At 62.5% G+C, this 21,712-nt stretch carries 21 protein-coding genes and 1 tRNA gene; 11 read left to right on the top strand and 11 right to left on the bottom strand.

Going from position 1 to position 21,712, the window contains the following annotated elements:
• Positions 1 to 105: 105 nt before the first annotated feature.
• The 3 genes from fusA to rpsL form a co-directional block, all read right to left on the bottom strand.
• Positions 106 to 2,199, bottom strand: coding sequence for an elongation factor G (gene fusA, locus NCHOL11_RS01155; protein ID WP_097090701.1), 2,094 nt, complete (start codon positions 2,197 to 2,199; stop codon positions 106 to 108).
• Positions 2,200 to 2,352: 153 nt separating this feature from the next.
• Positions 2,353 to 2,823: a 30S ribosomal protein S7 gene (gene rpsG / locus NCHOL11_RS01150; protein ID WP_013847768.1), complete on the bottom strand. Its 471-nt coding sequence runs from the start codon at positions 2,821 to 2,823 to the stop codon at positions 2,353 to 2,355.
• 13 nt (positions 2,824 to 2,836) lie between these two features.
• Positions 2,837 to 3,208 (bottom strand): 30S ribosomal protein S12, encoded by a 372-nt coding sequence (gene rpsL, locus NCHOL11_RS01145; RefSeq protein ID WP_007686591.1) that lies wholly within the window; start codon positions 3,206 to 3,208, stop codon positions 2,837 to 2,839.
• Positions 3,209 to 3,572: 364 nt separating this feature from the next.
• On the opposite strand from rpsL, the gene NCHOL11_RS01140 reads away from it, so the two are divergent.
• Both NCHOL11_RS01140 and NCHOL11_RS01135 read left to right on the top strand, forming a co-directional pair.
• Positions 3,573 to 5,855: a putative bifunctional diguanylate cyclase/phosphodiesterase gene (locus tag NCHOL11_RS01140; protein ID WP_097090700.1), complete on the top strand. Its 2,283-nt coding sequence runs from the start codon at positions 3,573 to 3,575 to the stop codon at positions 5,853 to 5,855.
• A gap of 198 nt (positions 5,856 to 6,053) precedes the next feature.
• On the top strand, positions 6,054 to 7,187 hold the full coding sequence (locus tag NCHOL11_RS01135; RefSeq protein WP_255254673.1) for a M23 family metallopeptidase: 1,134 nt from the start codon (positions 6,054 to 6,056) through the stop codon (positions 7,185 to 7,187).
• Between the two features lie 23 nt (positions 7,188 to 7,210).
• Here NCHOL11_RS01135 and NCHOL11_RS01130 read toward each other — a convergent pair whose 3' ends face one another.
• The 7 genes from NCHOL11_RS01130 to yajC all read right to left on the bottom strand — a co-directional run bounded on the left by NCHOL11_RS01130 (position 7,211) and on the right by yajC (position 14,125).
• Positions 7,211 to 8,719, bottom strand: a complete 1,509-nt coding sequence (locus NCHOL11_RS01130; protein ID WP_097090698.1) for a YifB family Mg chelatase-like AAA ATPase — start codon at positions 8,717 to 8,719, stop codon at positions 7,211 to 7,213.
• 142 nt (positions 8,720 to 8,861) lie between these two features.
• Positions 8,862 to 9,536, bottom strand: coding sequence for an RlmE family RNA methyltransferase (locus NCHOL11_RS01125; RefSeq protein ID WP_097090697.1), 675 nt, complete (start codon positions 9,534 to 9,536; stop codon positions 8,862 to 8,864).
• Positions 9,533 to 10,651 carry a Ppx/GppA phosphatase family protein gene (locus NCHOL11_RS01120; protein ID WP_097092639.1) on the bottom strand — a complete coding sequence of 373 codons (1,119 nt, stop codon included), beginning with the start codon at positions 10,649 to 10,651 and terminating at the stop codon, positions 9,533 to 9,535. Before NCHOL11_RS01120 ends, NCHOL11_RS01125 begins: the two co-directional genes overlap by 4 nt.
• Positions 10,652 to 10,783: 132 nt before the next feature.
• Positions 10,784 to 11,125: an MTH938/NDUFAF3 family protein gene (locus NCHOL11_RS01115; protein ID WP_097090696.1), complete on the bottom strand. Its 342-nt coding sequence runs from the start codon at positions 11,123 to 11,125 to the stop codon at positions 10,784 to 10,786.
• Between the two features lie 53 nt (positions 11,126 to 11,178).
• A complete protein-coding gene (gene secF / locus NCHOL11_RS01110; protein ID WP_097090695.1) occupies positions 11,179 to 12,165 on the bottom strand; it encodes a protein translocase subunit SecF in 987 nt (328 codons plus the stop codon).
• Positions 12,166 to 12,183: 18 nt separating this feature from the next.
• The gene (gene secD, locus NCHOL11_RS01105) at positions 12,184 to 13,782 is read right to left on the bottom strand and encodes a protein translocase subunit SecD (RefSeq protein ID WP_097090694.1); all 1,599 of its coding nucleotides are present in this window, start codon (positions 13,780 to 13,782) and stop codon (positions 12,184 to 12,186) included.
• 7 nt (positions 13,783 to 13,789) lie between these two features.
• Positions 13,790 to 14,125, bottom strand: coding sequence for a preprotein translocase subunit YajC (gene yajC, locus NCHOL11_RS01100; protein ID WP_097090693.1), 336 nt, complete (start codon positions 14,123 to 14,125; stop codon positions 13,790 to 13,792).
• Positions 14,126 to 14,311: 186 nt separating this feature from the next.
• Here yajC and NCHOL11_RS01095 point away from each other — a divergent pair.
• The 3 genes from NCHOL11_RS01095 to NCHOL11_RS01085 all read left to right on the top strand — a co-directional run bounded on the left by NCHOL11_RS01095 (position 14,312) and on the right by NCHOL11_RS01085 (position 15,356).
• Positions 14,312 to 14,388, top strand: a tRNA-Pro gene (locus tag NCHOL11_RS01095).
• A gap of 166 nt (positions 14,389 to 14,554) precedes the next feature.
• Positions 14,555 to 15,094, top strand: coding sequence for a glycoside hydrolase family 108 protein (locus NCHOL11_RS01090; RefSeq protein WP_097090692.1), 540 nt, complete (start codon positions 14,555 to 14,557; stop codon positions 15,092 to 15,094).
• Positions 15,087 to 15,356: a 3TM-type holin gene (locus NCHOL11_RS01085; RefSeq protein WP_097090691.1), complete on the top strand. Its 270-nt coding sequence runs from the start codon at positions 15,087 to 15,089 to the stop codon at positions 15,354 to 15,356. Before NCHOL11_RS01090 ends, NCHOL11_RS01085 begins: the two co-directional genes overlap by 8 nt.
• Before the next feature lie 523 nt (positions 15,357 to 15,879).
• Here the strand turns inward: NCHOL11_RS01085 and NCHOL11_RS01080 are convergent.
• On the bottom strand, positions 15,880 to 16,410 hold the full coding sequence (locus NCHOL11_RS01080) for a hypothetical protein (RefSeq protein WP_097090690.1): 531 nt from the start codon (positions 16,408 to 16,410) through the stop codon (positions 15,880 to 15,882).
• Between the two features lie 454 nt (positions 16,411 to 16,864).
• Here NCHOL11_RS01080 and rpsM point away from each other — a divergent pair, with 454 nt between their 5' ends.
• From rpsM to NCHOL11_RS01050, 6 genes are all read left to right on the top strand, one after another.
• Positions 16,865 to 17,233 carry a 30S ribosomal protein S13 gene (rpsM, locus tag NCHOL11_RS01075; RefSeq protein ID WP_097090689.1) on the top strand — a complete coding sequence of 123 codons (369 nt, stop codon included), beginning with the start codon at positions 16,865 to 16,867 and terminating at the stop codon, positions 17,231 to 17,233.
• Positions 17,234 to 17,307: 74 nt separating this feature from the next.
• The gene (gene rpsK / locus NCHOL11_RS01070; RefSeq protein ID WP_004208752.1) at positions 17,308 to 17,697 is read left to right on the top strand and encodes a 30S ribosomal protein S11; all 390 of its coding nucleotides are present in this window, start codon (positions 17,308 to 17,310) and stop codon (positions 17,695 to 17,697) included.
• Positions 17,698 to 17,816: 119 nt separating this feature from the next.
• Entirely contained in the window at positions 17,817 to 18,878 is a 1,062-nt protein-coding gene (locus tag NCHOL11_RS01065; protein ID WP_097090688.1) for a DNA-directed RNA polymerase subunit alpha, read from the top strand.
• A gap of 197 nt (positions 18,879 to 19,075) precedes the next feature.
• On the top strand, positions 19,076 to 19,501 hold the full coding sequence (rplQ, locus tag NCHOL11_RS01060; protein ID WP_097090687.1) for a 50S ribosomal protein L17: 426 nt from the start codon (positions 19,076 to 19,078) through the stop codon (positions 19,499 to 19,501).
• A 283-nt stretch (positions 19,502 to 19,784) separates the two neighbouring features.
• Complete coding sequence (locus tag NCHOL11_RS01055; protein ID WP_097090686.1) at positions 19,785 to 20,354, top strand: hypothetical protein; 570 nt, start codon at positions 19,785 to 19,787, stop codon at positions 20,352 to 20,354.
• Between the two features lie 144 nt (positions 20,355 to 20,498).
• The coding region (locus tag NCHOL11_RS01050; RefSeq protein WP_097090685.1) for a TCR/Tet family MFS transporter at positions 20,499 to 21,712 on the top strand (1,214 nt) is incomplete at its 3' end.

The following is a 21,712-nucleotide window of genomic DNA, read 5'->3' as shown; positions in this document are numbered from 1 at the left end:
GTCAGACCGCTCGGCCGCGCCTCGCGAAGGCGCGTCCATAGCAGCAAATTTACAGATTACCAGCCCCTAACCGAGCCGCCAGCACGGCCCGGCCAAGGAAAATCATCAGGCCATCTTCGCCTTGACTTCGTCCGCCACATTCTGCGGCACTTCGTCATAGTGGGAGAAGATCATCGAGTAGTTCGCACGGCCCTGGGTGAAGGAACGCAGCGAGTTTACATAGCCGAACATGTTGGCCAGCGGCACCATGGCCTCGACCACCTGCGCGTTGCCGCGCGTATCGGTGCCCTGGATCTGGCCACGACGGCTGTTCATGTCGCCGATGACGTCGCCCAGATATTCTTCCGGGGTGACAACTTCGACCTTCATGACCGGCTCGAGCAAGGTGATGCCCGACTTTTGCGCCGCTTCGCGCATCGCTGCGCGACCGGTGATTTCGAACGCCAGCGCAGACGAGTCGACGTCGTGGTAGGCGCCGTCATAGAGCAGGATTTCGAAGTCGATGATCGGGAAGCCGATGAGCGAGCCAGTGGCCGCCGTCTCGCGCATGCCCTTTTCGATCGCGGGGATATATTCCTTGGGAATGTTACCGCCCTTGATCTCATCCTTGAAGATGATGCCCGCACCGCGCTCACCCGGCGTCAGCTTCACCTTGATGCGGCCGAACTGACCAGTGCCGCCCGACTGCTTCTTGTGGGTGTAGTCAATATCGACGGGCTTCTTCAGATACTCGCGATAGGCCACCTGCGGCGCGCCGACATTCGCCTCGACCTTGAACTCGCGCTTCATGCGGTCGACCAGGATTTCGAGGTGAAGTTCACCCATGCCCTTGATGATCGTCTGACCCGATTCGTGATCGGTCGTGACGCGGAAGGACGGATCTTCGGCAGCCAGACGGTTGAGGGCGACGCCCATCTTTTCCTGGTCGGCCTTGGTCTTGGGTTCCACCGACAGTTCGATAACCGGCTCAGGGAATTCCATCCGCTCAAGAATGATCGGCTGGCGCTCGGCGCACAACGTATCACCGGTGGTGGTTTCCTTCATGCCGGCCAGCGCGACGATGTCACCTGCATAGGCCGCCTCGATGTCTTCACGGCTGTTGGCATGCATCAGCAGCATGCGGCCGATCTTTTCCTTCTTGTCCTTGACCGAGTTCAGATAGGTGCCCTTGGTCAGGGTGCCGGAATAAATACGCAGGAAGGTGAGCGAGCCCACGAACGGGTCGTTCATGATCTTAAACGCCAGACCCGAGAAGGGCGCGTCGTCTGAGGTCGGACGGCTGTCGGGCTCTTCGGTATTCGGGTTGATGCCCTGCACGTCCTCGATGTCGAGCGGCGAAGGCAGATAATCGACGACCGCGTCGAGCAGCGGCTGGACGCCCTTGTTCTTGAACGCCGATCCACACAGTACCGGTACGAACGACTGATTGAGCGTACCCTTGCGGATCAGCTTCTTGAGCGTGGCGGCGTCGGGGATGTTGCCTTCGAGATAGGCTTCCATCGCCTCGTCGTCCTGCTCGACGGCGAGTTCGATCAGCTTTTCACGATATTCGGCGGCCTTGTCGGCCAGATCGTCCGGGATCGCTTCATAGGTGAACTCTGCACCCAGATTCTCGTCCTTCCAGATGATCGCGCGATCATTGACGAGGTCGACCAGGCCTTTGAAATCCGATTCCGCGCCGATGGGCAGATAGAGGACAGCGGGAGTCGCGCCCAGGCGATCGATGATCGTCTGCACGCAATAATAGAAGTTGGCACCGGTGCGGTCGAGCTTGTTGATGAAGCACATCCGCGGAACCTTGTACTTGTCCGCCTGGCGCCACACGGTTTCCGACTGGGGCTCAACGCCCGCAACGCCGTCGAACGCAGCGACCGCGCCGTCAAGCACGCGCAGCGAACGCTCGACTTCGATGGTGAAGTCGACGTGGCCAGGGGTGTCGATGATGTTCAGGCGATGCTCGGGGCCCTTGCCCTCTTCGGCCTTCCACACGCAGGTCGTCGCAGCCGACGTGATGGTGATACCACGCTCCTGCTCCTGCTCCATCCAGTCCATGGTGGCGGCACCGTCATGGACTTCGCCGATCTTGTAGGACTTGCCGGTGTAGTAAAGAATACGCTCGGTCGTGGTGGTCTTGCCGGCGTCGATATGCGCCATGATACCGAAATTGCGATAGCGTTCGAGCGGATGGCTGCGGGCCATGATGCTTCTCCGTTGCCGGCGCGCCGGCGGTCAAGTGAATGAGTCTTGCGGCTGGCCCCTAAACCAATCCGTCCGCCATGGGTAGCCCCACGGCGAACGGACCGATATTCAAAACCAGAAATGAAAAGCGGGCACGTCAGCGCCCGCCCCTCTTTACCAGCGGTAGTGCGAGAAGGCGCGGTTCGCTTCCGCCATGCGGTGCGTGTCTTCGCGCTTCTTGACGGCATTGCCGCGGTTATTGGCAGCGTCCAGCAGTTCACCCGAGAGACGAGCAGCCATGGTGGTTTCGCTGCGGTTGCGCGAAGCCGTGATCAGCCAACGGATCGCCAGCGCCTGAGCGCGCTCGGGGCGCACTTCGACGGGGACCTGGTAGGTCGCACCGCCAACGCGGCGGCTGCGGACTTCGATGCCGGGCTTCACATTGTTGAGCGCATCATGGAACATGCCGATCGGGTCCTTCTTGGACTTCGCTTCGACAGTTTCGAGCGCACCGTAAACGATGGACTCGGCGACGGCCTTCTTACCGTCCTGCATGATGCTGTTCATGAACTTCGACAGCACGATATCGCCAAACTTGGGATCGGGCAGGATAACGCGCTTTTCGGGGCGACGACGACGTGACATGCTTTAGTCTCCCTTACTTCGGACGCTTCGCGCCGTACTTCGAACGGCTCTGCTTACGGTCCTTGACGCCCTGGGTATCCAGAACGCCGCGCAGCACGTGGTAACGCACACCGGGAAGGTCGCGCACGCGGCCGCCACGGATCAGCACAACGCTGTGCTCCTGAAGGTTGTGGCCTTCACCCGGGATGTAGGTGATGACTTCGCGCTGGTTGACCAGACGCACCTTCGCCACCTTGCGGAGAGCCGAGTTCGGCTTCTTCGGGGTCGTCGTGTAAACACGGGTGCAAACGCCGCGCTTCTGCGGGTTCGCTTCCATTGCAGGGACCTTCGACTTGGTCTTCTGCAGCTCGCGGCCCTTGCGGACCAGCTGGTTGATTGTTGGCATGAAGCCCTTCACCTTTTCAGTTACTTTACCGCAAGCATTCCCGCGTTCTTCGCAGCCTGAAAAGGACAAGCCTCCAAACAGCAAAAGCCCCGACGGATGAACCGTCTGGAGCCGCAAGAGCACCGGCAATGTTCAGCTCTGTTTCGCCTCACATAGCATCCACCGGGAAAACGAATCTTCACCGGCCGAGAAACGCTGGGCAGGCGCGCCTATAACGGCGCAGCGTTGCCCGGTCAAGGACGGCGCGACACGGGCTTGTTCCGGAAACGTTCCGACATGGTGAACGGTCTCTTAGGGAATTGATAACCGGGTCAACCTATTGTTTTTCCGGTGGCGCCACTGGGAGCGCCGACATGGACTGGCCGTGACCCATCTTTCTCTCTTTACCGGTGAGTTTCTCAGCCGGGCGCAGGAAACGGCGTTTCAAGCAGAGCGCCTCCCTGAGTCGCGCCGCCACGCCCGCACGCTCTTTATATTTTCGGTCGTCCTCAACGCGCTGTTCCTGCTGAGCGACTGGCGCTTTGCGGGCACCTCGCATTTCTGGATCGCGGTGCCAGCACGTCTCGCGGTGGTGCTGTGGTCCCTCATCTGCCTGTATCTCAGCCGCGAGCTGGATTCGTTCCAGAAGGTCGAGCGGCTTTGCTGCGCCTGGCAGGTCGTAACCGCCGTCGGCGTGGCTTTCCTTGTCACCTCCCGCAGTGACATCGCGTTGTTTGTGCTGCTCATGCTGCCGCTCATATTCTACCTCGTGGTGCCTACGAGTTTCAGGGGCAATTTCGGCGGTGGTCTAGGATGCGGCGTTGCGCTCCTCATAGGCTATCTGGCACCTGCCCCCGTTTCAGCAACGATGCCCGGCATGATCCTGGCCGTGCTGATCCTGCATTGCGGCATGTGGATCACCATCGTGCGGACCAACCGGCTGCAGCGTTTGGCATGGATGGCAAGCCAAGCCGCCAACACGGCCAGAGCCGCGCTGGCCCGCAACGGCGAAACATTGGAGCGCATGTTCATGAGCGTCCCCATCCCCCTGCTGGTGACGCGGCAGGACGGGACCGTTGTGCGCTTCAACAATGCCGCAGCACGCACCTTTGGCTCTGAGGATATTTCCCGCGTTCACCTGCTGGACGAAGGATCTTCGGCGCAGGCCAACCTTCGCGAGCGGATTGCCAGCGGTGAACCTCTCGACAATCAGGAATGCCGCATTGCCGGTAAGGATGGGGTGATCCACGACGTGCTGCTCGCTACCCGCTCGATCCGGGTGGATGACGAGGATTGCGTCCTTTCCAGCATTGTCGACATCACTGATCGCAAGGATGCCGAGCGGCACCTTGCGCATCTTGCCATGACTGACGCGCTCACCGGCTTGGCCAACCGCTCCCATTTCATGGCGACGCTGACGCAGGCTGCGGGTTCGACGGGCCATGCTGGCGGCCAGATGGCAGTCGTGTTGATCGATGTCGACGAGTTCAAGCGGATCAACGACAGCGCCGGACATGATGTCGGCGACGCCCTCCTCAGCGCCGTGGCGGAACGGCTGCGGAAAGCGGTGCGGCCCGGTGACCTCGTCGCACGCATGGGCGGCGACGAATTTGCTGTTCTGTTGACGCGCCTGCGCAATGCGTCCGATCTGGAGGTGGTGCTGGCACGGATGACAGCCCAACTTCATCAACCACTTGCTTACGGCAACCGCGATGTCGATTGCCGTGTCAGCATGGGCGTCGCCCTGTTCCCTGAACACGCCGGCGACATTGCGGAATTGATGAAGTTTGCCGACATCGCTCTTTACGAGGCGAAGAACGGCGGACGAGGACGCGCATGCCTTTTCGAACCTGGCCTGCTCGACCGCTGGCAGCGGGAAGCGCGAATGCTGGATCGCGCCCGAGACGCTTTGGTCCATGCGCCGCCTGTCCCGTGGTATCAGCCCAAGATCGATCTATCGACCGGCGCCGTCATCGGTTTCGAGGCACTGCTGAGATGCGTGCGGCCCGATGGCTCCGTGATCATGCCCGCCGAAATTGCGGCGGCGTTCGAACATTCGGAACTGGGCCGCACGATCAATGACCGGATGCTGGACAGGGTTCTATTGGACTGTCGGCAATGGCAGGATCAGGGGATGGCCATCGGGCATGTCGCGATCAATGTGCCGGGCGTCGAACTTCACGACAGCAGTTTCCCTGATCGATTGCTATCCAAGCTCGAGCAGATGGGCGTGCCGGCTTCTGGCATCGAGCTGGAAGTAACCGAATCGGTCTTTCTGGGCCGTAATGCCGAGGTCGTGGAGCGAAGCCTTCACCAATTGAGTGCTGCAGGCATTTCCATCGCGCTGGACGATTTCGGAACCGGCTATGCGTCGCTTTCGCACCTCAAGCAGTTCCCGATCGACATCATAAAGATCGACCAGCGGTTTGTCCGCGACCTCGAAACGGACCCGGACGACGCCGCGATCGTCAGAACCTTGCTGAACCTAGCCTATAGCCTGGGCATTCGCACCGTTGCGGAAGGCGTCGAGAATATCCGCCAGGTCGACTATCTCCGCGCCGGAGGCTGCCATTATGCGCAGGGTTTTCATTTCGGCGCGGCAGTGCCGGCTGATGCTGTTCCCGCGCTGCTTAACCTCTTCCCCGAGATGCAGCCGAAGAAGGCATAATTATTTCTCCTGAGGAGGAACCAGGGGAACTCAGGCACGTTTCGCCCCGCGCAGATTTCGATTCGTCACGACTCAGCCGTGGCGGATTCGCTTGCCCGTGCTCCTTTTGCTAGCGGCCCGATTCTCCAAGGATCGAGTGTGGGGTCGTCATTGTTACAGCGGAGTAAGTTGCGCCTGTCGGGCTTGATGGACAGGATCATGGATTTCTGCCCAGAGCGCGAAATTGTCGTCGGAACGGGCGGGAAGCTGCGGTCCATACGCGTCACCAGTGCTGCCCAATTCGGAATTGCAGCCATCCTGCTTTCGCTGCTGCTGGGTGCAATGGCTCTGATCCTGTCGGTGGCGACGACCCGCGCCGATATCGCGCGGGAACGCGCCGCGATTACTGCACAAAGCAGGGCCGTTGCTGCCGCTGCCAGCAAAAGCGCGCGCTATCGCAAGTCGGTGGAACAACGCACACGCGAGTTGGAGGCACGGCAGGACTTCATGGACGACCTCTATCGTGCTCACTTTGGCGAAGACGAGGCGGGGGTTGACGGCGCGCGGGCTGAGGCATCGAAACAGGTAGCGGGCGCACGTGCGGAAAAGCTGCGCCTCGGTGCGGCTGTGGATGCCAAACCCCTGCAAGCCATCGATGCGCGGCAGCGCCGCTTCGCAGCGCTTCTGACGCATGCAGTCAGGCGTCGGGCGGACCAAACGGCGCACGCCATCCAAAGCCTCGGCCTCAATCCGGAAGCATTGGTGCGCACCGCCGCCCGGGCGCAGGGCGGCCCCTTCGTACCGTGGCCTGAAGCACAAGCTTCGATGCCGCAGGAAATGGAACATCTTGCCGACGCTCTGGCGCGGATGGAGCTTTTGGAAGCCAGCTTGAAGACCATTCCGTCCGGCCGTCCAACGATGGCGCCGATGCAGTCAAGCTCCTATGGCTACCGCCGCGATCCCTTCAACGGCCACGCGGCTTTCCATGCCGGCATAGACTTTCCCGGCAGGCATGGAGAGCCGATACTCGCCGCCGCAGCGGGCAAGGTCACCTTCGTCGGGCAGCGCAGCGGCTATGGCAATGTGGTCGAGGTTGCGCACAGCAACGGCATCATGACCCGCTACGCTCATCTGTCGGGCTTCAGCACCAGCGTGGGCAGGAAGGTGACGCAAGGCCAGCAAATCGCACGCATGGGATCGACTGGCCGCTCGACCGGTGACCATCTTCACTTCGAGGTCCGGATAAACGGGCAGCCCGTCAATCCACGCCCATTCCTCCAGGCGTCCCGGAACGTACGGCAGGTCCAGCAACTTGCGGCCACGCGGGCCGCCGGAGTCCGTAACCGCGGCTAACCTCTGCCTGGCACGCGCAAGGATCAGTTGATTGGAGCGCGTCGACGGTAGCTGAGCGCTTCGGCCACATGGACTCGGCCAACCTGCTCCGATCCCGCGAGATCCGCTATGGTTCGCGCGACGCGTAGCACGCGGGTATAGCCCCGCGCAGAAAGCTTCATCGCGGCTGCCGCTTGTGCCAGCAATTCCCGTCCGGCGGCATCCGGTCCGGCAATATCCTCCAGCTTCTCTCCGCCCACTTCCGCATTGGTGCGGACGCGCGTTCCGGCGTAACGCTGGGTCTGTATCTCACGCGCCGCCGACACCCGGGCGGCGATCTCTGCCGACCCTTCTACTGGGGGAGGCAAGACAAGGTCCGCCGCCGTGACCGCCTGCACCTCCACATGCAAATCGATGCGGTCGAGCAGCGGGCCGGAGACCTTGGCCTGATAGTCAGCAGCGCAACGTGGTGCGCGGGAGCAGGCAAGGGCGGGATCGCCCAGATGGCCGCAGCGGCAGGGGTTCATCGCCGCAACGAGCTGTACCCGTGCAGGGAATGTCACATGCGCATTCGCACGCGCCACCGTGACCTCTCCCGTCTCGAGCGGCTGACGCAAGGAATCGAGAACGGTGCGCTGGAACTCCGGCAGTTCATCGAGAAAAAGGACGCCCAGATGGGCCATGCTGACCTCACCGGGCCGGGCCTTGTGCCCGCCGCCAACCAGCGCCGCCATCGAAGCGCTGTGATGTGGACTGCGGAAAGGCCGCGCCCGGCTGATGCGGCCGCCTTCAAGGGATCCGGCGACGCTAGCCACCATGGATGTTTCCAACGCCTCGCCCGGAGTCAGTTCGGGAAGAATGCCGGGCAGACAGCTCGCCATCAGCGACTTGCCCGCACCTGGCGGTCCGACCATCAGGAGATTATGTCCGCCAGCTGCCGCAATCTCCAATGCACGCTTGGCCGTTTCCTGCCCCTTGACCTGACGCAGGTCAGCGGCACGCGGAGGGACTTCCACTGTTCCGGGCTGCGGAGGGGACAGCGCGGCGCTTCCTTTCAGATGGTTGAGCAAGCTCAGCAGATCAGGCGCTGCGACAACTTCCACCTGCCCTGCCCAAGCGGCTTCCGGTCCTTGAGCGACGGGACAAATAAGGCCGAGTTCCTTTTCGCCTGCATGAAGTGCTGCAAGCAGCACGCCGGGCGTCGAAGCGATGCGGCCGTCCAGCCCCAGCTCACCCACGACGACATAGCCAGCCAGCGTCTCGGCATCGATCACCCCCATGGCGCCCAGCAAGGCCAGTGCGATCGGCAGATCGAAATGCGAACCTTCCTTGGGAAGGTCGGCGGGCGATAGGTTCACGGTGATCCGTTTGGGCGGCAGGGAGAGGCCGATCGCCGCAATGGCGTTGCGCACCCGCTCGCGGCTTTCCGCCACGGCCTTGTCCGGCAAACCAACCAGGATGAAGTTCGGGAGGCCCGGAACAAGCTGGCATTGCACTTCCACGCTGCGCGCATCCAGCCCGAGATAGGCGACCGTCGATACCGTCGAAACCAATGTGCCCCCGCTATCCTGAAAACGCCGCTCTAGAGCATCGTGCGCAAAAGTGGGAACCGGTTTTGAGCTTAAAACGATGCGATAACAAAAACTAACGCGCGCGGCCTGCCTCCGATTGAACGCAGCGCACTCTAGAGCAGCGTCAACCCTGCTCGCCGGCCCGCCCCTTGAACCCTTGTGCGACGACATACCATTCCACGCTGCCCTTGCGGCTGGCGGGCGGCTTGGCATGCTTGATCGTCGTAAAATGCTGCTTCAACACCGCCAGCAGATCGGCATCCGTGCCGCCCGCGAACACCTTCGCGACGAAGGTGCCGCCTTTGCGGAGATTTTCCACGGCAAACCATGCCGCTGCTTCGACCAGGGCCATGGTGCGCAAATGATCTGTCTGCGCATGACCCACGGTATTCGCGGCCATGTCTGAAATCACAAGATCGGGTGCATCGCCTAGCGCTTCGGCGAGAACAACAGGCGCCTTGTCATCCATGAAGTCCATTTCGAACAAGGTCACGCCGGGGATCGGGTCCGTCGGCAACAGGTCGATCCCCACAACCTTGGCCTTGGGCGACAGCTTGCGCACCACCTGTGCCCACCCCCCCGGCGCTACCCCCAGATCGACTACCGCGCGAGAGCCCTTCACGAAGTGGAACTTTTCATCAAGTTCAATCAGCTTGAAGGCAGCCCGGCTTCTCCAGCCTTCCGCCTTCGCCTTGCGAACATAGGGATCGTTCAACTGCCGCTCGAGCCAGCGCGTCGATTGCGCCGTCCGTCCCTTGGCCGATTTGACCCGAACCTTGCCGGCTCCCCCGCCTCTCACATCATTGCTCCATCGCGATCCATCAGGCCGCGCAATATACCTTCGCGAATACCGCGATCAGCGACGCCCAACCTCTCGGCGGGCCATATATCAAGGATCGATTCAAGGATCGCGCATCCGGCCACCACAAGGTCGGCGCGTTCCGATCCGATGCAAGGCAGCTTCTGCCGTTCGGCGAGCGACATGGTGGACAATCTGCTGGAGATCGATCGCATTGACGTCGAAGGCACGATCAGCCCGTCGATCGCCTGCCGGTCATAGCGCGGCAGATTAAGATGGACGCTCGCCAGAGTCGTCACCGTGCCCGACGTGCCGAGCAGGCGCATCGAACAATCGGCTTGCGGCAAGCGGCGGGCGAGAGGCGCAAAGGCTTCCGCCACCCGCGACCGCATTCGCGCATATGCCGCCAAGCGCTCGCTCTGATCTGCATGATCGAACAGTTCGCTTTCGGTAAGGGAAACGACGCCCCAAGGCGCGCTGACCCAATCGACGATGTGCGGCGCACCTTCCCTGTTTGCGTCGACCAGAACGAGTTCGGTCGACCCGCCGCCTATATCGAAGATCAAGGCAGGGCCATCGCCGGGCTCAAGCAGTGCGTGACAGCCCATGACTGCCAGCCGCGCCTCTTCCTGCGCGCTGATGATGTCGAGAGCGATCCCCGTCTCCCGATAGACGCGCTGGATGAACTCCGCGCCGTTGGCTGCGCGGCGACATGCTTCGGTCGCGACGGATCGCGCCAGCGTCACATGCCTGCGCCGCAACTTGTCAGCACAAACCGAGAGTGCCGCGATTGCGCGTTCGATGGCAGCATCGCTGATCCGGCCCGTAGCGGCCAGCCCCTCACCCAGCCTGACGATCCGTGAAAAGGCATCGACAACGATGAAGCCATCTGCAGAGGGCTTGGCGATCAGCAGGCGGCAATTGTTCGTGCCGAGATCGATCGCCGCATAGGAACGCCGCCCTCGCGATGGATGAGGCAATGAGCCCCGCTGCTTTGACGGGGGAGGTATGGCCGCAGCCTTGCTCCCATTACCCTGGCCGGAACGAGCGTTCTTGCCCGAAGCGCCCCCGGCGGGACCGGAACTCTGCGGCGATGGGCGGCTTTGCTGCACCATGGCCGGATCACTTTTCTTCTTCGCCGCCACCGACAGGTGACGGAACTTGACGTCAGACTATGCGGATGCCACGCAAAGCGCAAGACGGGGCCAGAAATCCAATGACATAGAGGTGCGGACGAGTGCCGCCCGTCAAAGTGGCAGGAGAGCCGCCACTATCCAGCGCTCCTCGGCGCGCAACACGCCCCACGCGCGAGCCGCCGCGCGGCTGTCCATCGCTTCGACGCCAATGCCCATATTTTCCAGTTCGCGCACGAAGGCGCGCGGTGGCTGGCGCAAGCCCGATCCAGTCCCGAGCAACAGAAATTCAGGCAGCGGATCGATCGTCAGCAGATCGCCCAAGACAGCAAGCGTCAGTTGTTCAGGCGCAGGAGCATCGCTCCATCGCAAGGCCCGAGCCGGGGTGAGCAGCAGCCCGTCCGGAAAGACATCGTCCTTGACGCGAAAGCCCTTGCCGGAAAAACCGGTAACGATCGGCCCCTGCCCCGAGTCATCGCGGCGCAGTTCGATGCCGGTGCGCTTGTCGGTCAGGGCCGCGCCCCGTCGTCGCGCGGACCCATGCGTTCGGCTTGCGCTGCGATATTCGTCTTGCTCGCCTTCTTCTCTCCCACCTGCGGCGACAGGCCCAGCGTGATCAGGAGCGAGGAGGACACATAGACCGAAGAGTAAGTGCCGACCACGATGCCCAGCATCATGGCAGCGGTGAAACCACGCAGCACATGACCACCGAAGAGCAGCAGGGCGCCCAATGCCAACATGATCGTGACCGATGTCATCACCGTGCGAGGCAGCGTTTCATTGACCGACAGATCGATCAACGCCTTCATGTCCATCTTGCGATATTTCCGCATATTTTCGCGGATGCGGTCGTCGATCACCATCTTGTCGTTGATCGAATAGCCGACGATCGTGAGGACCGCCGCAACGATGTTGAGGTCGAATTCCAGTTGGGTGATCGCGAAGAAGCCGAGCGTCATCAGCACGTCGTGCATGATCGCGACAAAGGTGGAGACGCCGAACTGCCATTCATAGCGGAACCAGGAGAAGATCGCGATCCCGATCACCGCGAGCATGACGGCCAGCACGCCATTCTGGATCAGCTCGCCCGAAACCTTGCCCGACACGGTGTCGTAACGGGAGAAGGCGACGCCGGGGAACTCCGCACTGAGCGCCTTGCGCGCCTTCTCGACAATCGCGTTGGCCGCACCCGCGCCACCTTCTTCTGGAAGGGGAAGGCGGATCTGCACCGTCTTGGGATCACCGAATTGCTGGAGCGATCCGTCTCCCACACCAAGCCTGTCGATCGTCGTGCGAACCCGGTCCAGTTCGGCAGGCTGCTGGAACTTGGCCTCGATCATCAGGCCGCCGACGAAATCGACGCCAAGGTTGAGGCCGCGATGGATCGTCGCGCCTACCGCGAGAAGGGTAAGCAAAGCCGTCAGGGCGAAAGCCCAATGGCGCAGCTTCACAAAGCCGATATTCGTGTTGTCGGGGACGAGCTTTAGAAGTTTCATGGGTTCTCTCCCGGCCCCTTAGATATGGATCTCGGTCGGACGCTTGGCGCGAAGCCAGCGGGACGCGAGCAGGCGGGTGAAGGTCACGGCGGTGAACACGCTGGTCGCGATGCCGATCAGCAGAACGATCGCGAAGCCTTTGACCGGCCCTGACCCAAGCGCGAGCATGATGCCTCCTGCGATCGCATGGGTGACGTTCGCTTCGAAGATGGTGCGGCTGGCTTCCTTATAGCCGAACTCGATCGCCTGAACGACGCCGCGCCCACGACGCCTCTCTTCCCGGATGCGTTCGTAGATAAGGACGTTGGCGTCCACGGCCGTACCGATGGTGAGCACGAAGCCCGCGATCCCCGGCAGGGTCAATGTCGCTCCCAGCATGCCCATGACGCCAAGGATCACGAGCACATTGATGGCGACGGCGAGGTTCGCATACATGCCGAAACGACCGTAGCTGACGAACATGAACCCAGCGACCGCGGCCACGGCGATAACCGATGCCAGCAAACCCGCCCGGATCGAATCGGCACCCAATTGCGGACCTACCGTGCGCTCTTCCACCACGGTCAGAGCAACAGGCAGCTTGCCCGATCGCAGGGCGATGGCCAACTGGTTCGCACTTTCGACGGTGAAACTGCCGCTGATCTGGGCAGAGCCGCCGAGGATGGGCTCGTTGATATTCGGCGCAGACAATACAGTGCCGTCAAGGATGATCGCGAAAGGACGGTTGACGTTTTGCGACGTCACCTGACCGAACTTGCGCCCACCTGACCCGTTGAAGCGGATATTGACGATTGCCTGGTTGCTCTGGTCATATCCTTGCGTGGCGTCGGTCAGGTCCTCGCCGGATACCATGACCTGTCGCTTGACCGCGATGGCCGGAATCCCTGAGGGATTATTGGGATAAGGCAGCACTTCGCTGCCGACAGGTGCGCGGCCCTGCGCGACATCCGACGGGTTGGCGCTGGTATCCACCAGCTTGAATTCCAGCTTGGCGGTCTGGCCGAGCAGGTCCTTCAACGCCTTGGGGTTCTGAAGCCCAGGCACCTGCACGACAATGCGATTGCCACCCTGCTGCTGAATGGTCGGCTCGCGCGTGCCCATTTCGTCGATGCGCTTGCGGATGACTTCGGTCGCCACTTCCATGGCGCTCTTGACCGCATTGTCGATCCCGGCGTCGGTTGGCGTGATGACAATGGTCGAGCTGTTCACGACCTCGACATTGAAGTCGCGCTGGCCGGTCAGTCCCGCGCCCTGCGTCAGCGGTCGGATGCGCTCGACCGCGGCATCAACCTGCGACGGATCGCGCACCATGAAGCTGAGCTTGCCGTCACGGCTGGAAATATCACCGATCGCGATGCGCGGCGTACCACGGCGAAGCTCGGTACGGACCTGCTCTTCCATATTGGCGAGGCGCTGCTTCGCGACGTCCTGTGTCGATGCTTCGAGCAGAAGATGGCTGCCGCCGGAGAGGTCAAGACCAAGGTTCACCCGGGTCTGCATGAAGCCGGGCAGCCGCTGCACCGCCGCATCGGGCAGGAAGCTGGGGATTGCGCAGACGATACCGATAACCAGGGGCAGCAGGATTGCCGCGACAGCCCAGCGCGAAAAGTTCAGCATCGGGCGGTCAGTCGTTCGCTGGCTTGGCGGTGGCCGGGTCGACGACATCGGTGAGCATCGACTTGACAGCCTTCACCTTCATGCCCGGCGCGAGCTCGACATCGACATAAAATTCATCGACGCGGGCCACCTTGCCCACCAGGCCGCCCCCGGTGACGACCTGATCCCCCTTCTTCACCGCGTCGATCTTCGCCTTATGCTCCTTCATCCGCTTCTGCTGGGGGCGGATCAGGAGGAAGTAGAAGACGACGAAGATGAGAACGAGCGGCGCCATCTGCACCAGCATGGATGCGCCGGAAGACTGCTCGCCCGCGGTCTGGGCAAAGGCTGGGGTAATGAACATGATGGGACTATCGCCTTATTCTCTTGTCCGGCCGCAGACAGGCAAATGCCTGCGGATCAAGGGCGCGCGGCTAACACAGATCGGGACAGGGAGGCAATATCATTAGGGAAGGAAGAAAGCGGCGAAAAGGCTTTGCTGAAAGGCTTGCATGTTCTGAAAACTGCTTCTATGTGCCGCCGCTCCGGTCGGGACGTAGCGCAGCCTGGTAGCGCATCACACTGGGGGTGTGGGGGTCGGAGGTTCGAATCCTCTCGTCCCGACCAAAATTCATGAATGAAGTAGCGAGAAAAGCCGATTTCCGAAATCGGCTCCGTGCTTCGTGCCCTTTCCTATTTTTCCTATTTTTAGCGTGGCGAGCGATTTTGCGCTGTCCTACAGCTAACCAGATGGGATAAATGCCCTGCCTCATTCGATGAAGGAGGCGGGTTGATGGATATTGCGGCATTGATCGACGAGGTGATCGCGCGCGAGGGCGGCTTCAGTCACCATCCGGCAGATCGCGGTGGGGCCACCAATTTCGGGATCACGGAAGCAGTCGCGCGCGCCAACGGCTATGCGGGCGACATGCGGCGGCTGCCCCGCGCGCTGGCGGAGAGCATCTACCGGCGGCTCTACTGGGAGAGGCCAGGCTATGCCTTCGTCGCGGAGATAGTGCCGGAGATTGCCGCCGAACTGTTCGACAGCGCGGTCAACATGGGCGCGGCGACGGCGACCAGCTTCCTGCAGCGGGCGCTTAACGCGCTGAATCGGAACCAGAAGGATTATCCGGACCTCAAGGTCGACCGCGTCATCGGCGCAAAGACGTTGACGGCGTTGAAGGCCTTCATGGCCTTGCGCGGCAAGGCTGGGGAGAAGGTGCTGCTGACGGCGATCGAGGCGTTGCAGGGGGAGCGCTATCTGGCGCTGGCGGAGAGCAGGCCCGCCAACGAAGCCTTTCTCTACGGCTGGCTGGCGAACCGCGTTGGTTAGGCGCCATGTGCACGGGCAGGCCGATCGCTGGACGTTGCGGGCGCGGCCTGCCTTCCTCTACGTCATGTATGGCCTGCTGCTCTGGTCGGTGCCGGTGGGCTTGATCGGCGGGGTCTGGCCGGACGGAGCGGTGGCGATCGTCCGGGCGATGCGGGGCTATTTCGAGGCATTGCCTGAGCCGCTCTATGCGTTGTTCGGTACGGGCTATCTTGGATATACCGCGGCGAGGACATGGGGGAAGGTTAAGGGGGTGGAGCGGTAGTTGGGAGCGTCTTGAGCGTTGCCCCCTCTCCCGCCATCGCTTCGCTCGTTTGCAACTAAATTCCATAAATGAGAGGGGCCGCTGGGCAGATCGACCCAGCGGCCCATCATTGACATGGTCACAGTGGCCGGAAGTGCGGCCCAAGGGAAACGTTGATCGCGCTATCTTGGCGGACAAGGAACGCCCGTTCGCGACATGTCGCGGCGGAGGCTGTTTCGATGTCTGCAAAAACCGACGTTATGACGTCGCTCAGCGGCGCGCTTCCCGAATGGACTTGACCGACCTCACTGCTGAACCATGAGACATCGGATCACCTCCTTTCGCTTGTTTAAGCCCGTGCGACCCGGCTCAAAATCGACCTTTCACCTGGCCACGAAACGGACTGTGAATCAGACGGGACGCACGATCAAGACTTGTAAATTTCTTTTTTCGAATCATACTTGCGCGTCCGCCTGAAAAGCCGATCTGGTGCTTTGGCGATGATTTCCCCACAAGATGATGCGGTGAGAGACTGATCCGCTCTTTAGCGGCGGCAGTCTTCGATGACGCGGCCGACCTCTGCCCAAGCGGGGAGGATCAAGGTGTCGAGCCCCTGCGCCTCCACGGCAAAGCGGCCACGGCTGTATGCGATCTGATCAAGGACGGTGTCGCTCGCGGCGCGAACGGCCAGCGTGCCGGTGCCGCCCGGTGTGGCGGGCCAGCTGGTCGCGCCATAGCTGGTGCGGATCGTGAGGCTCCCCTGCCCTGCCCCCGTGCGCAGGACGCTGATGCGCCCGGCAGCGGGATCGCACCGGACAGACAGCAGCGTGCCCGATGCGGGGCTGGAGAAAGCGGCGACGGAACCTGAGCCCTCGGCGCGGTAGCTCCATGTGCCGGGCGTTGCCGGGCGATATCGCCATTCGACCGACGCAGGTGTCGGCAGAGGCGCGCTGGCCGAGGGCGGCGGCGACGGGCGCGGGACTGCTTGCCGTGGAGGCGGCGCGTCAGGGGCGCTGACGCAAGCGGGGAGAAGGAGCAGGGATGCAAGGGCGGCGGAGGCGGGGATCGTACGCATGGGTCCCTCAATGCCCGAGGGCACGGAACGGGTTCAACCGGGAAAAGCATTTTTCTGTTGGTGGGTTGCGAGATGGGAGGGAAGGAACATCCACCCCGCCGCAGCCGAGGGTGGCGAGAGCGGGAGCGAGGTTCTTTTCATCGCATCAGCGTTGCACTAGCCCCCCCTACCCTTCAAACGAGTCACGCGCCTCGTTTGAACGCCTGCGGGAGGGGAGTGGCAGTGCGCCATCCAGAACACCCGGTCATGAGGCGCTCGCCGATTGACAGTTTCCCGGCGAATCGCTAGGGGCACAGCCATCCCGGACACGCTGGTGAGCGGCAGTGCATGGCACTGGCCGTCTTTTTTGCGTCTCGGGGTCTATCGAATCGGCCGCAGTCCTTCTAGGGCTCGGCCCGGACGCTTTGAGATGGGGTGGCGCCAACCGCCCTGTGGAGCAGGAGTACAGATTACCATGGCACGTATTGCGGGTGTCAACATCCCGACCAACAAGCGCGTGATCATCGCGCTCACCTACATCCACGGCATCGGCCGCCACACCGCGGTCGCGATCGCCGACAAGCTGGGCATCGACCACAGCCGCCGCGTTCAGGACCTCTCGGACGCCGAAGTCCTGCAGATCCGCGAAGCCATTGACGCCGATCACACGGTGGAAGGCGATCTGCGTCGCGAAACCGCGATGAACATCAAGCGCCTGATGGACCTCGCCTGCTATCGCGGTCTGCGTCACCGTAAGGGCCTGCCGGTTCGCGGCCAGCGCACGCACACCAATGCGCGCACCCGCAAGGGCAAGGCCAAGCCGATCGCCGGCAAGAAGAAGTAATCGTTGAGGGCCAGCCCTTCGGCATGGTCCTCCGGTCACTTCCGCTTTCAACGATTTCAGTAGGATAGAGCAACATGGCACGCGAACCCCAGCGCATTAAGCGGCGCGAGCGCAAGAACATCTCGGCCGGCGTCGCACACGTCAACGCCAGCTTCAACAACACGATGGTCACCATCACCGACGCCCAGGGCAATGCGATCAGCTGGTCCTCGGCCGGCATGATGGGCTTCAAGGGCAGCCGCAAGTCGACCCCGTACGCCGCGCAGGTTTGCGCCGAAGACGCGGGCCGCAAGGCCGCCGAACATGGCGTGCGCACCCTGGAAGTCGAAGTGAAGGGTCCGGGTTCGGGCCGTGAATCGGCTCTGCGCGCCCTGCAGGCCGTCGGCTTCCACATCACATCGATCCGCGACGTGACGCCGATCCCGCACAATGGCGTGCGTCCTTCCAAGCGCCGCCGCGTCTAACCGCCGGGCTTGCGTTTTCCGGGCGGCGGACGCGCCGCCCGTTTACCCGTTTACATCGCCGGGCGGTCCTGTCGGGTTCAGGATTTCAAACGTTCCGGCCTCATCCCCAGGGGAAATACATGACTGTCAACATGAAGAACTGGCAGGAATTGAAGAAGCCCAACAGCCTTGAGATCAAGGCGGCGGGCGACGGCAGGCGCAAAGCGACCTTCGTTGCCGAGCCGCTGGAGCGCGGTTTCGGCCTGACGCTCGGCAACGCGCTGCGCCGGGTTCTTCTGTCCTCGCTCCAGGGCGCGGCGGTCACCTCGATCAAGATCGAGAACGTGCTCCACGAATTCTCGTCGCTGGCCGGCGTGCGTGAAGATGTGACGGACATCGTCCTCAACATCAAGCAGGTCGCGCTGAAGATGGAAGGCGATGGCCCTCGCCGTCTCCAGCTGTCCGCGACCGGCCCCGCCGAAGTGCGCGCGGGCGACATCACCACCGTCGGCGACATCGAAGTGATGAACCCCGACCTGGTGATCTGCCACCTGGACCAGGGCGCGACGCTGAACATGGAACTGACCGCCGACGTCGGCAAGGGCTATGTCCCCGCCGTCGCCAACCGTCCGGCCGATGCGCCGATCGGCCTGATCCCGATCGACGCGCTCTATTCGCCAGTTCGCCAGGTCGCCTACAAGGTGGACAATACCCGCGTCGGCCAGGAACTGGACTATGACAAGCTGTCGCTGACCGTCGAAACCGACGGCACCGTCACGCCGGAAGACGCAGTGGCCTATGCCGCCCGCATCCTGCAGGACCAGTTGCAGCTGTTCGTCCACTTCGAAGACGCCCTGCCCGTCGCCGCTCCGGCTGCTGGCGCTGCTGCTTCGGCTGCCGCGGAAGGCGAGAGCGACACCAACCAGATCAACCGCTATCTTCTCAAGAAGGTGGACGAACTGGAACTGTCGGTCCGTTCGGCCAACTGCCTCAAGAACGACAACATCATCTATATCGGCGATCTGGTTCAGAAGACCGAAGCCGAGATGCTGCGCACCCCCAATTTCGGCCGCAAGTCGCTGAACGAAATCAAGGAAGTGCTGTCGTCCATGGGCCTGCGCCTGGGCATGGACATTCCCGGCTGGCCGCCGGAAAATATCGAGGAAATGGCCAAGAAGCTCGAACAGGAGCTGCTGGGTTAAATCCGACCCGTCGCCCCAGCGGATGTCGCAGGAGTCACGTGCCTCCCTACGAGGCCTCAGGCCGCTACGGGCGACCTAGCGGCGCGAGATTCCAGCTTCCGCTGGGATGACGAAAATGGGCTGGTGGGCGGTGGCCCTTAACACCGCCTGGTCTGGGCTACCTCATACGGGCCCTTAACGAACGGAAGGAAAGACTTATGCGTCACAAGGTTGGTCATCGTAAGCTGCAGCGCAGCGCCGGGCATCGCAACGCGCTGCTCCGCAACCTCGCCGCTTCGCTCATCAAGCATGAGCAGATCCTGACGACCACGCCCAAGGCGAAGGAACTGCGTCCCTACGTCGAAAAGCTGATCACCCTCGCCAAGAAGGGTGGCCTGTCGAACCGCCGTCTGGCCCATGCCCGTCTGCAGGACGACACGCAGCTGACGAAGCTGTTCGAGGTCCTGGCCGAGCGCTACAAGGATCGCAACGGTGGCTACACCCGCGTGATCAAGGCCGGCATTCGCGCTTCGGACGCTGCGCCGATCGCGATCATCGAACTGGTCGATCGCGACGTCGATGCCAAGGGCAAGGATTCGGGCCCGGTTCAGAACGCTGATGCGGACGAGCTGGAAGCGGCCTGATCAGAGGCAAGGGCGCGCTTCCTGAAAGCGGGCTGATGGATTGAGAAACAGGCTGCGGCTCGATGAAGCCGCGGCCTGTTTTGTTTTTTGGGGCGAGAAAGGAGGAAATATGCGCGTTCCGGCTGGCCATGAGCGGGAAGGCCGGTGGACGAGCTGATCGAAGGTACAGGACGGAGGCTATGCCTTTGCCATCCCGATAACCGCGACGAGCCGTGGGCTGCGTTCAGCCATGTGACAGCCGGGGAAGCCTAGACCAGCGGCGCATCTGGAGAGGAGCGATGGCATGAACGGCAAGGCGGGGTGGATGACGGGAGCGATGCTGGGCGCGGCATTGCTGGTGAACGGCGCGGCCATGGCCCAGTCTGGGCAGGGATCGGACTACGGATACCCACAAGCCGACGACCGCCAGCCGCAGGATGAGGGTTACGCGGATGACGACCTTGCCGAAGGAGCGCAGCGGGACAACAGGCCGTCAACGCAGCCCCGCGCGGATGATGATTTTTCCGACGTCACCGGTGAGCCGTATGAGCAGGCGCAGACCGATGCGAGAGCCGGGCGTGATGCCGATCCCTCGGCACCAACGCAGGACGCCTGGGCGGATCGGGAGCGGGAAGAGGCCACCACCGAATGCGCGGTTGCCGCGCGCGAGGAGGCAGAGCGGGACGGCGGCTTTGCGGAGGTTCGGCAAGTGCAGGAGCCGCGGGAAAGCCGCGACGGTTATGAGGTGGAGGGGGACATCGACGCCCGATCCAGCTGGCGCGCGACCGATGGCAAGACGCTCCACTTCACCTGCTCGGTCGAGAATGGCCGCATCGTCAAATTGAATATCCCTCGTGGGGCCTCCGCGCGATAGCGGCGTCAAAAGCTAGGGGCAGGAAGCGATCCGGTCCTGCTGCCCCGACGCATCTCACACGAACTTTCGAGTCCAATTCGGAAATTTCGCCCATTTTGCTTCCGGCGGTTCCACGCGGGGCGGGAATCGGGTAGGCGGGCCATCATGTCGTCAACCCCCGCCCCTCCCCGCACTGCTGCGATCGTCTTCATTCTGCTGACGGCGCTGCTGGATGTGATGTCGATGGGCATCGTCATCCCGGTCGTGCCCCAGCTGATCGAGGAGCTGACGGGATCGACGAATAATATCGGCTTGTGGAACGGCGTGCTGGTCGCGCTGTGGGCGGTGATGCAGTTCCTGTGTTCGCCCATCATCGGGTCGCTTTCCGATCGTTTCGGGCGGCGGCCAGTGATCCTGATTTCGGTGGCTGGGCTGGCGCTCGACTTCCTGCTGATGGCGCTCGCGCCCAATCTGTGGTGGCTGGCGCTGGGACGCATATTGGCGGGCGTAACGTCGTCCAGCTTCACATCGACCTTCGCCTATATGGCCGACATCATGCCGCCCGAAAGAAGGGCGCGCGGCTATGGCCTGATCGGCGCGGCGTTCAGCGGCGGGTTCGTCGCCGGGCCCCTGCTGGGCGGCATGCTGGGCGAAATTTCGGTGCGGGCGCCATTCTGGGCAGCGGCGGGATTTTCCGCCCTCGCCTTCCTCTATGGCCTGATCGTCTTGCCTGAGTCGCTGGCGCCTGAGAAGCGGATGGCCTTTTCGTGGAAGCGGGCCAATCCGTTTGGCGCGTTGAGGCTGCTGCGGTCGCATCCCGAACTGTCGAGCCTCGCCACGGTCAACTTCCTGCTCCATTTCGCCCATCACCTGTTTTCGGCGGTGTTCGTGCTCTATGCAGGCGATCGCTATGGATGGGGACCATGGCAGGTCGGCACGTTGTTCGCGCTGGTCGGCGCGCTGGACATGAGCGTACAGGGGCTGCTCGTCGGCCCGGTGACGAAGCGATTGGGCGATCGGCGGACGATGGTGATCGGCCTTGCTTTTGGCGCGCTGGGCCTGGCGATGATGGGCCTCGCGCCCACCGAAGAGCTATTCATCGCGGCTGTATTCCCCAGCGCTTTTTGGGGCTTGGCAATGCCCACCATCCAGTCGCTGATGACGCAGCGCGTGTCCGAGTCCGAACAGGGGCAATTGCAGGGCGCGAACAACAGTGTGGGATCAATCGCTGGGGTCCTTTCCCCGATCTTCTTCGGCGCGATCTATTCCATATCGGTGGGTGAGCGGCCGGCGCTGCCCTTCATCGGCAGCGCCTTCCTGATCGCGGCGGCGGTGCTGGGCGGCGCGGCGCTGCTCGGCTGGGCGGCGGGACGGGCGCG

The organism is Novosphingobium sp. Chol11 (assembly GCF_900218065.1).
Lineage (GTDB): Bacteria > Pseudomonadota > Alphaproteobacteria > Sphingomonadales > Sphingomonadaceae > Sphingobium > Sphingobium agri.
The sequence above is the reverse complement of the archived record's forward strand: the minus strand, read 5'-3'. Positions and strand labels throughout refer to the sequence as shown.

Coding starts and splice junctions, on each gene's coding strand:
- fusA (WP_097090701.1), bottom strand. CDS start 2,199: ATGGCCCGCAGCCATCCGCTCGAACGCTATCGCAATTTCGGTATCATG.
- rpsG (WP_013847768.1), bottom strand. CDS start 2,823: ATGTCACGTCGTCGTCGCCCCGAAAAGCGCGTTATCCTGCCCGATCCC.
- rpsL (WP_007686591.1), bottom strand. CDS start 3,208: ATGCCAACAATCAACCAGCTGGTCCGCAAGGGCCGCGAGCTGCAGAAG.
- NCHOL11_RS01135 (WP_255254673.1), top strand. CDS start 6,054: ATGGATTTCTGCCCAGAGCGCGAAATTGTCGTCGGAACGGGCGGGAAG.
- NCHOL11_RS01120 (WP_097092639.1), bottom strand. CDS start 10,651: ATGGTGCAGCAAAGCCGCCCATCGCCGCAGAGTTCCGGTCCCGCCGGG.
- secF (WP_097090695.1), bottom strand. CDS start 12,165: ATGAAACTTCTAAAGCTCGTCCCCGACAACACGAATATCGGCTTTGTG.
- secD (WP_097090694.1), bottom strand. CDS start 13,782: ATGCTGAACTTTTCGCGCTGGGCTGTCGCGGCAATCCTGCTGCCCCTG.
- yajC (WP_097090693.1), bottom strand. CDS start 14,125: ATGTTCATTACCCCAGCCTTTGCCCAGACCGCGGGCGAGCAGTCTTCC.
- NCHOL11_RS01090 (WP_097090692.1), top strand. CDS start 14,555: ATGGATATTGCGGCATTGATCGACGAGGTGATCGCGCGCGAGGGCGGC.
- NCHOL11_RS01080 (WP_097090690.1), bottom strand. CDS start 16,410: ATGCGTACGATCCCCGCCTCCGCCGCCCTTGCATCCCTGCTCCTTCTC.
- rpsM (WP_097090689.1), top strand. CDS start 16,865: ATGGCACGTATTGCGGGTGTCAACATCCCGACCAACAAGCGCGTGATC.
- rpsK (WP_004208752.1), top strand. CDS start 17,308: ATGGCACGCGAACCCCAGCGCATTAAGCGGCGCGAGCGCAAGAACATC.
- NCHOL11_RS01065 (WP_097090688.1), top strand. CDS start 17,817: ATGACTGTCAACATGAAGAACTGGCAGGAATTGAAGAAGCCCAACAGC.
- rplQ (WP_097090687.1), top strand. CDS start 19,076: ATGCGTCACAAGGTTGGTCATCGTAAGCTGCAGCGCAGCGCCGGGCAT.
- NCHOL11_RS01055 (WP_097090686.1), top strand. CDS start 19,785: ATGAACGGCAAGGCGGGGTGGATGACGGGAGCGATGCTGGGCGCGGCA.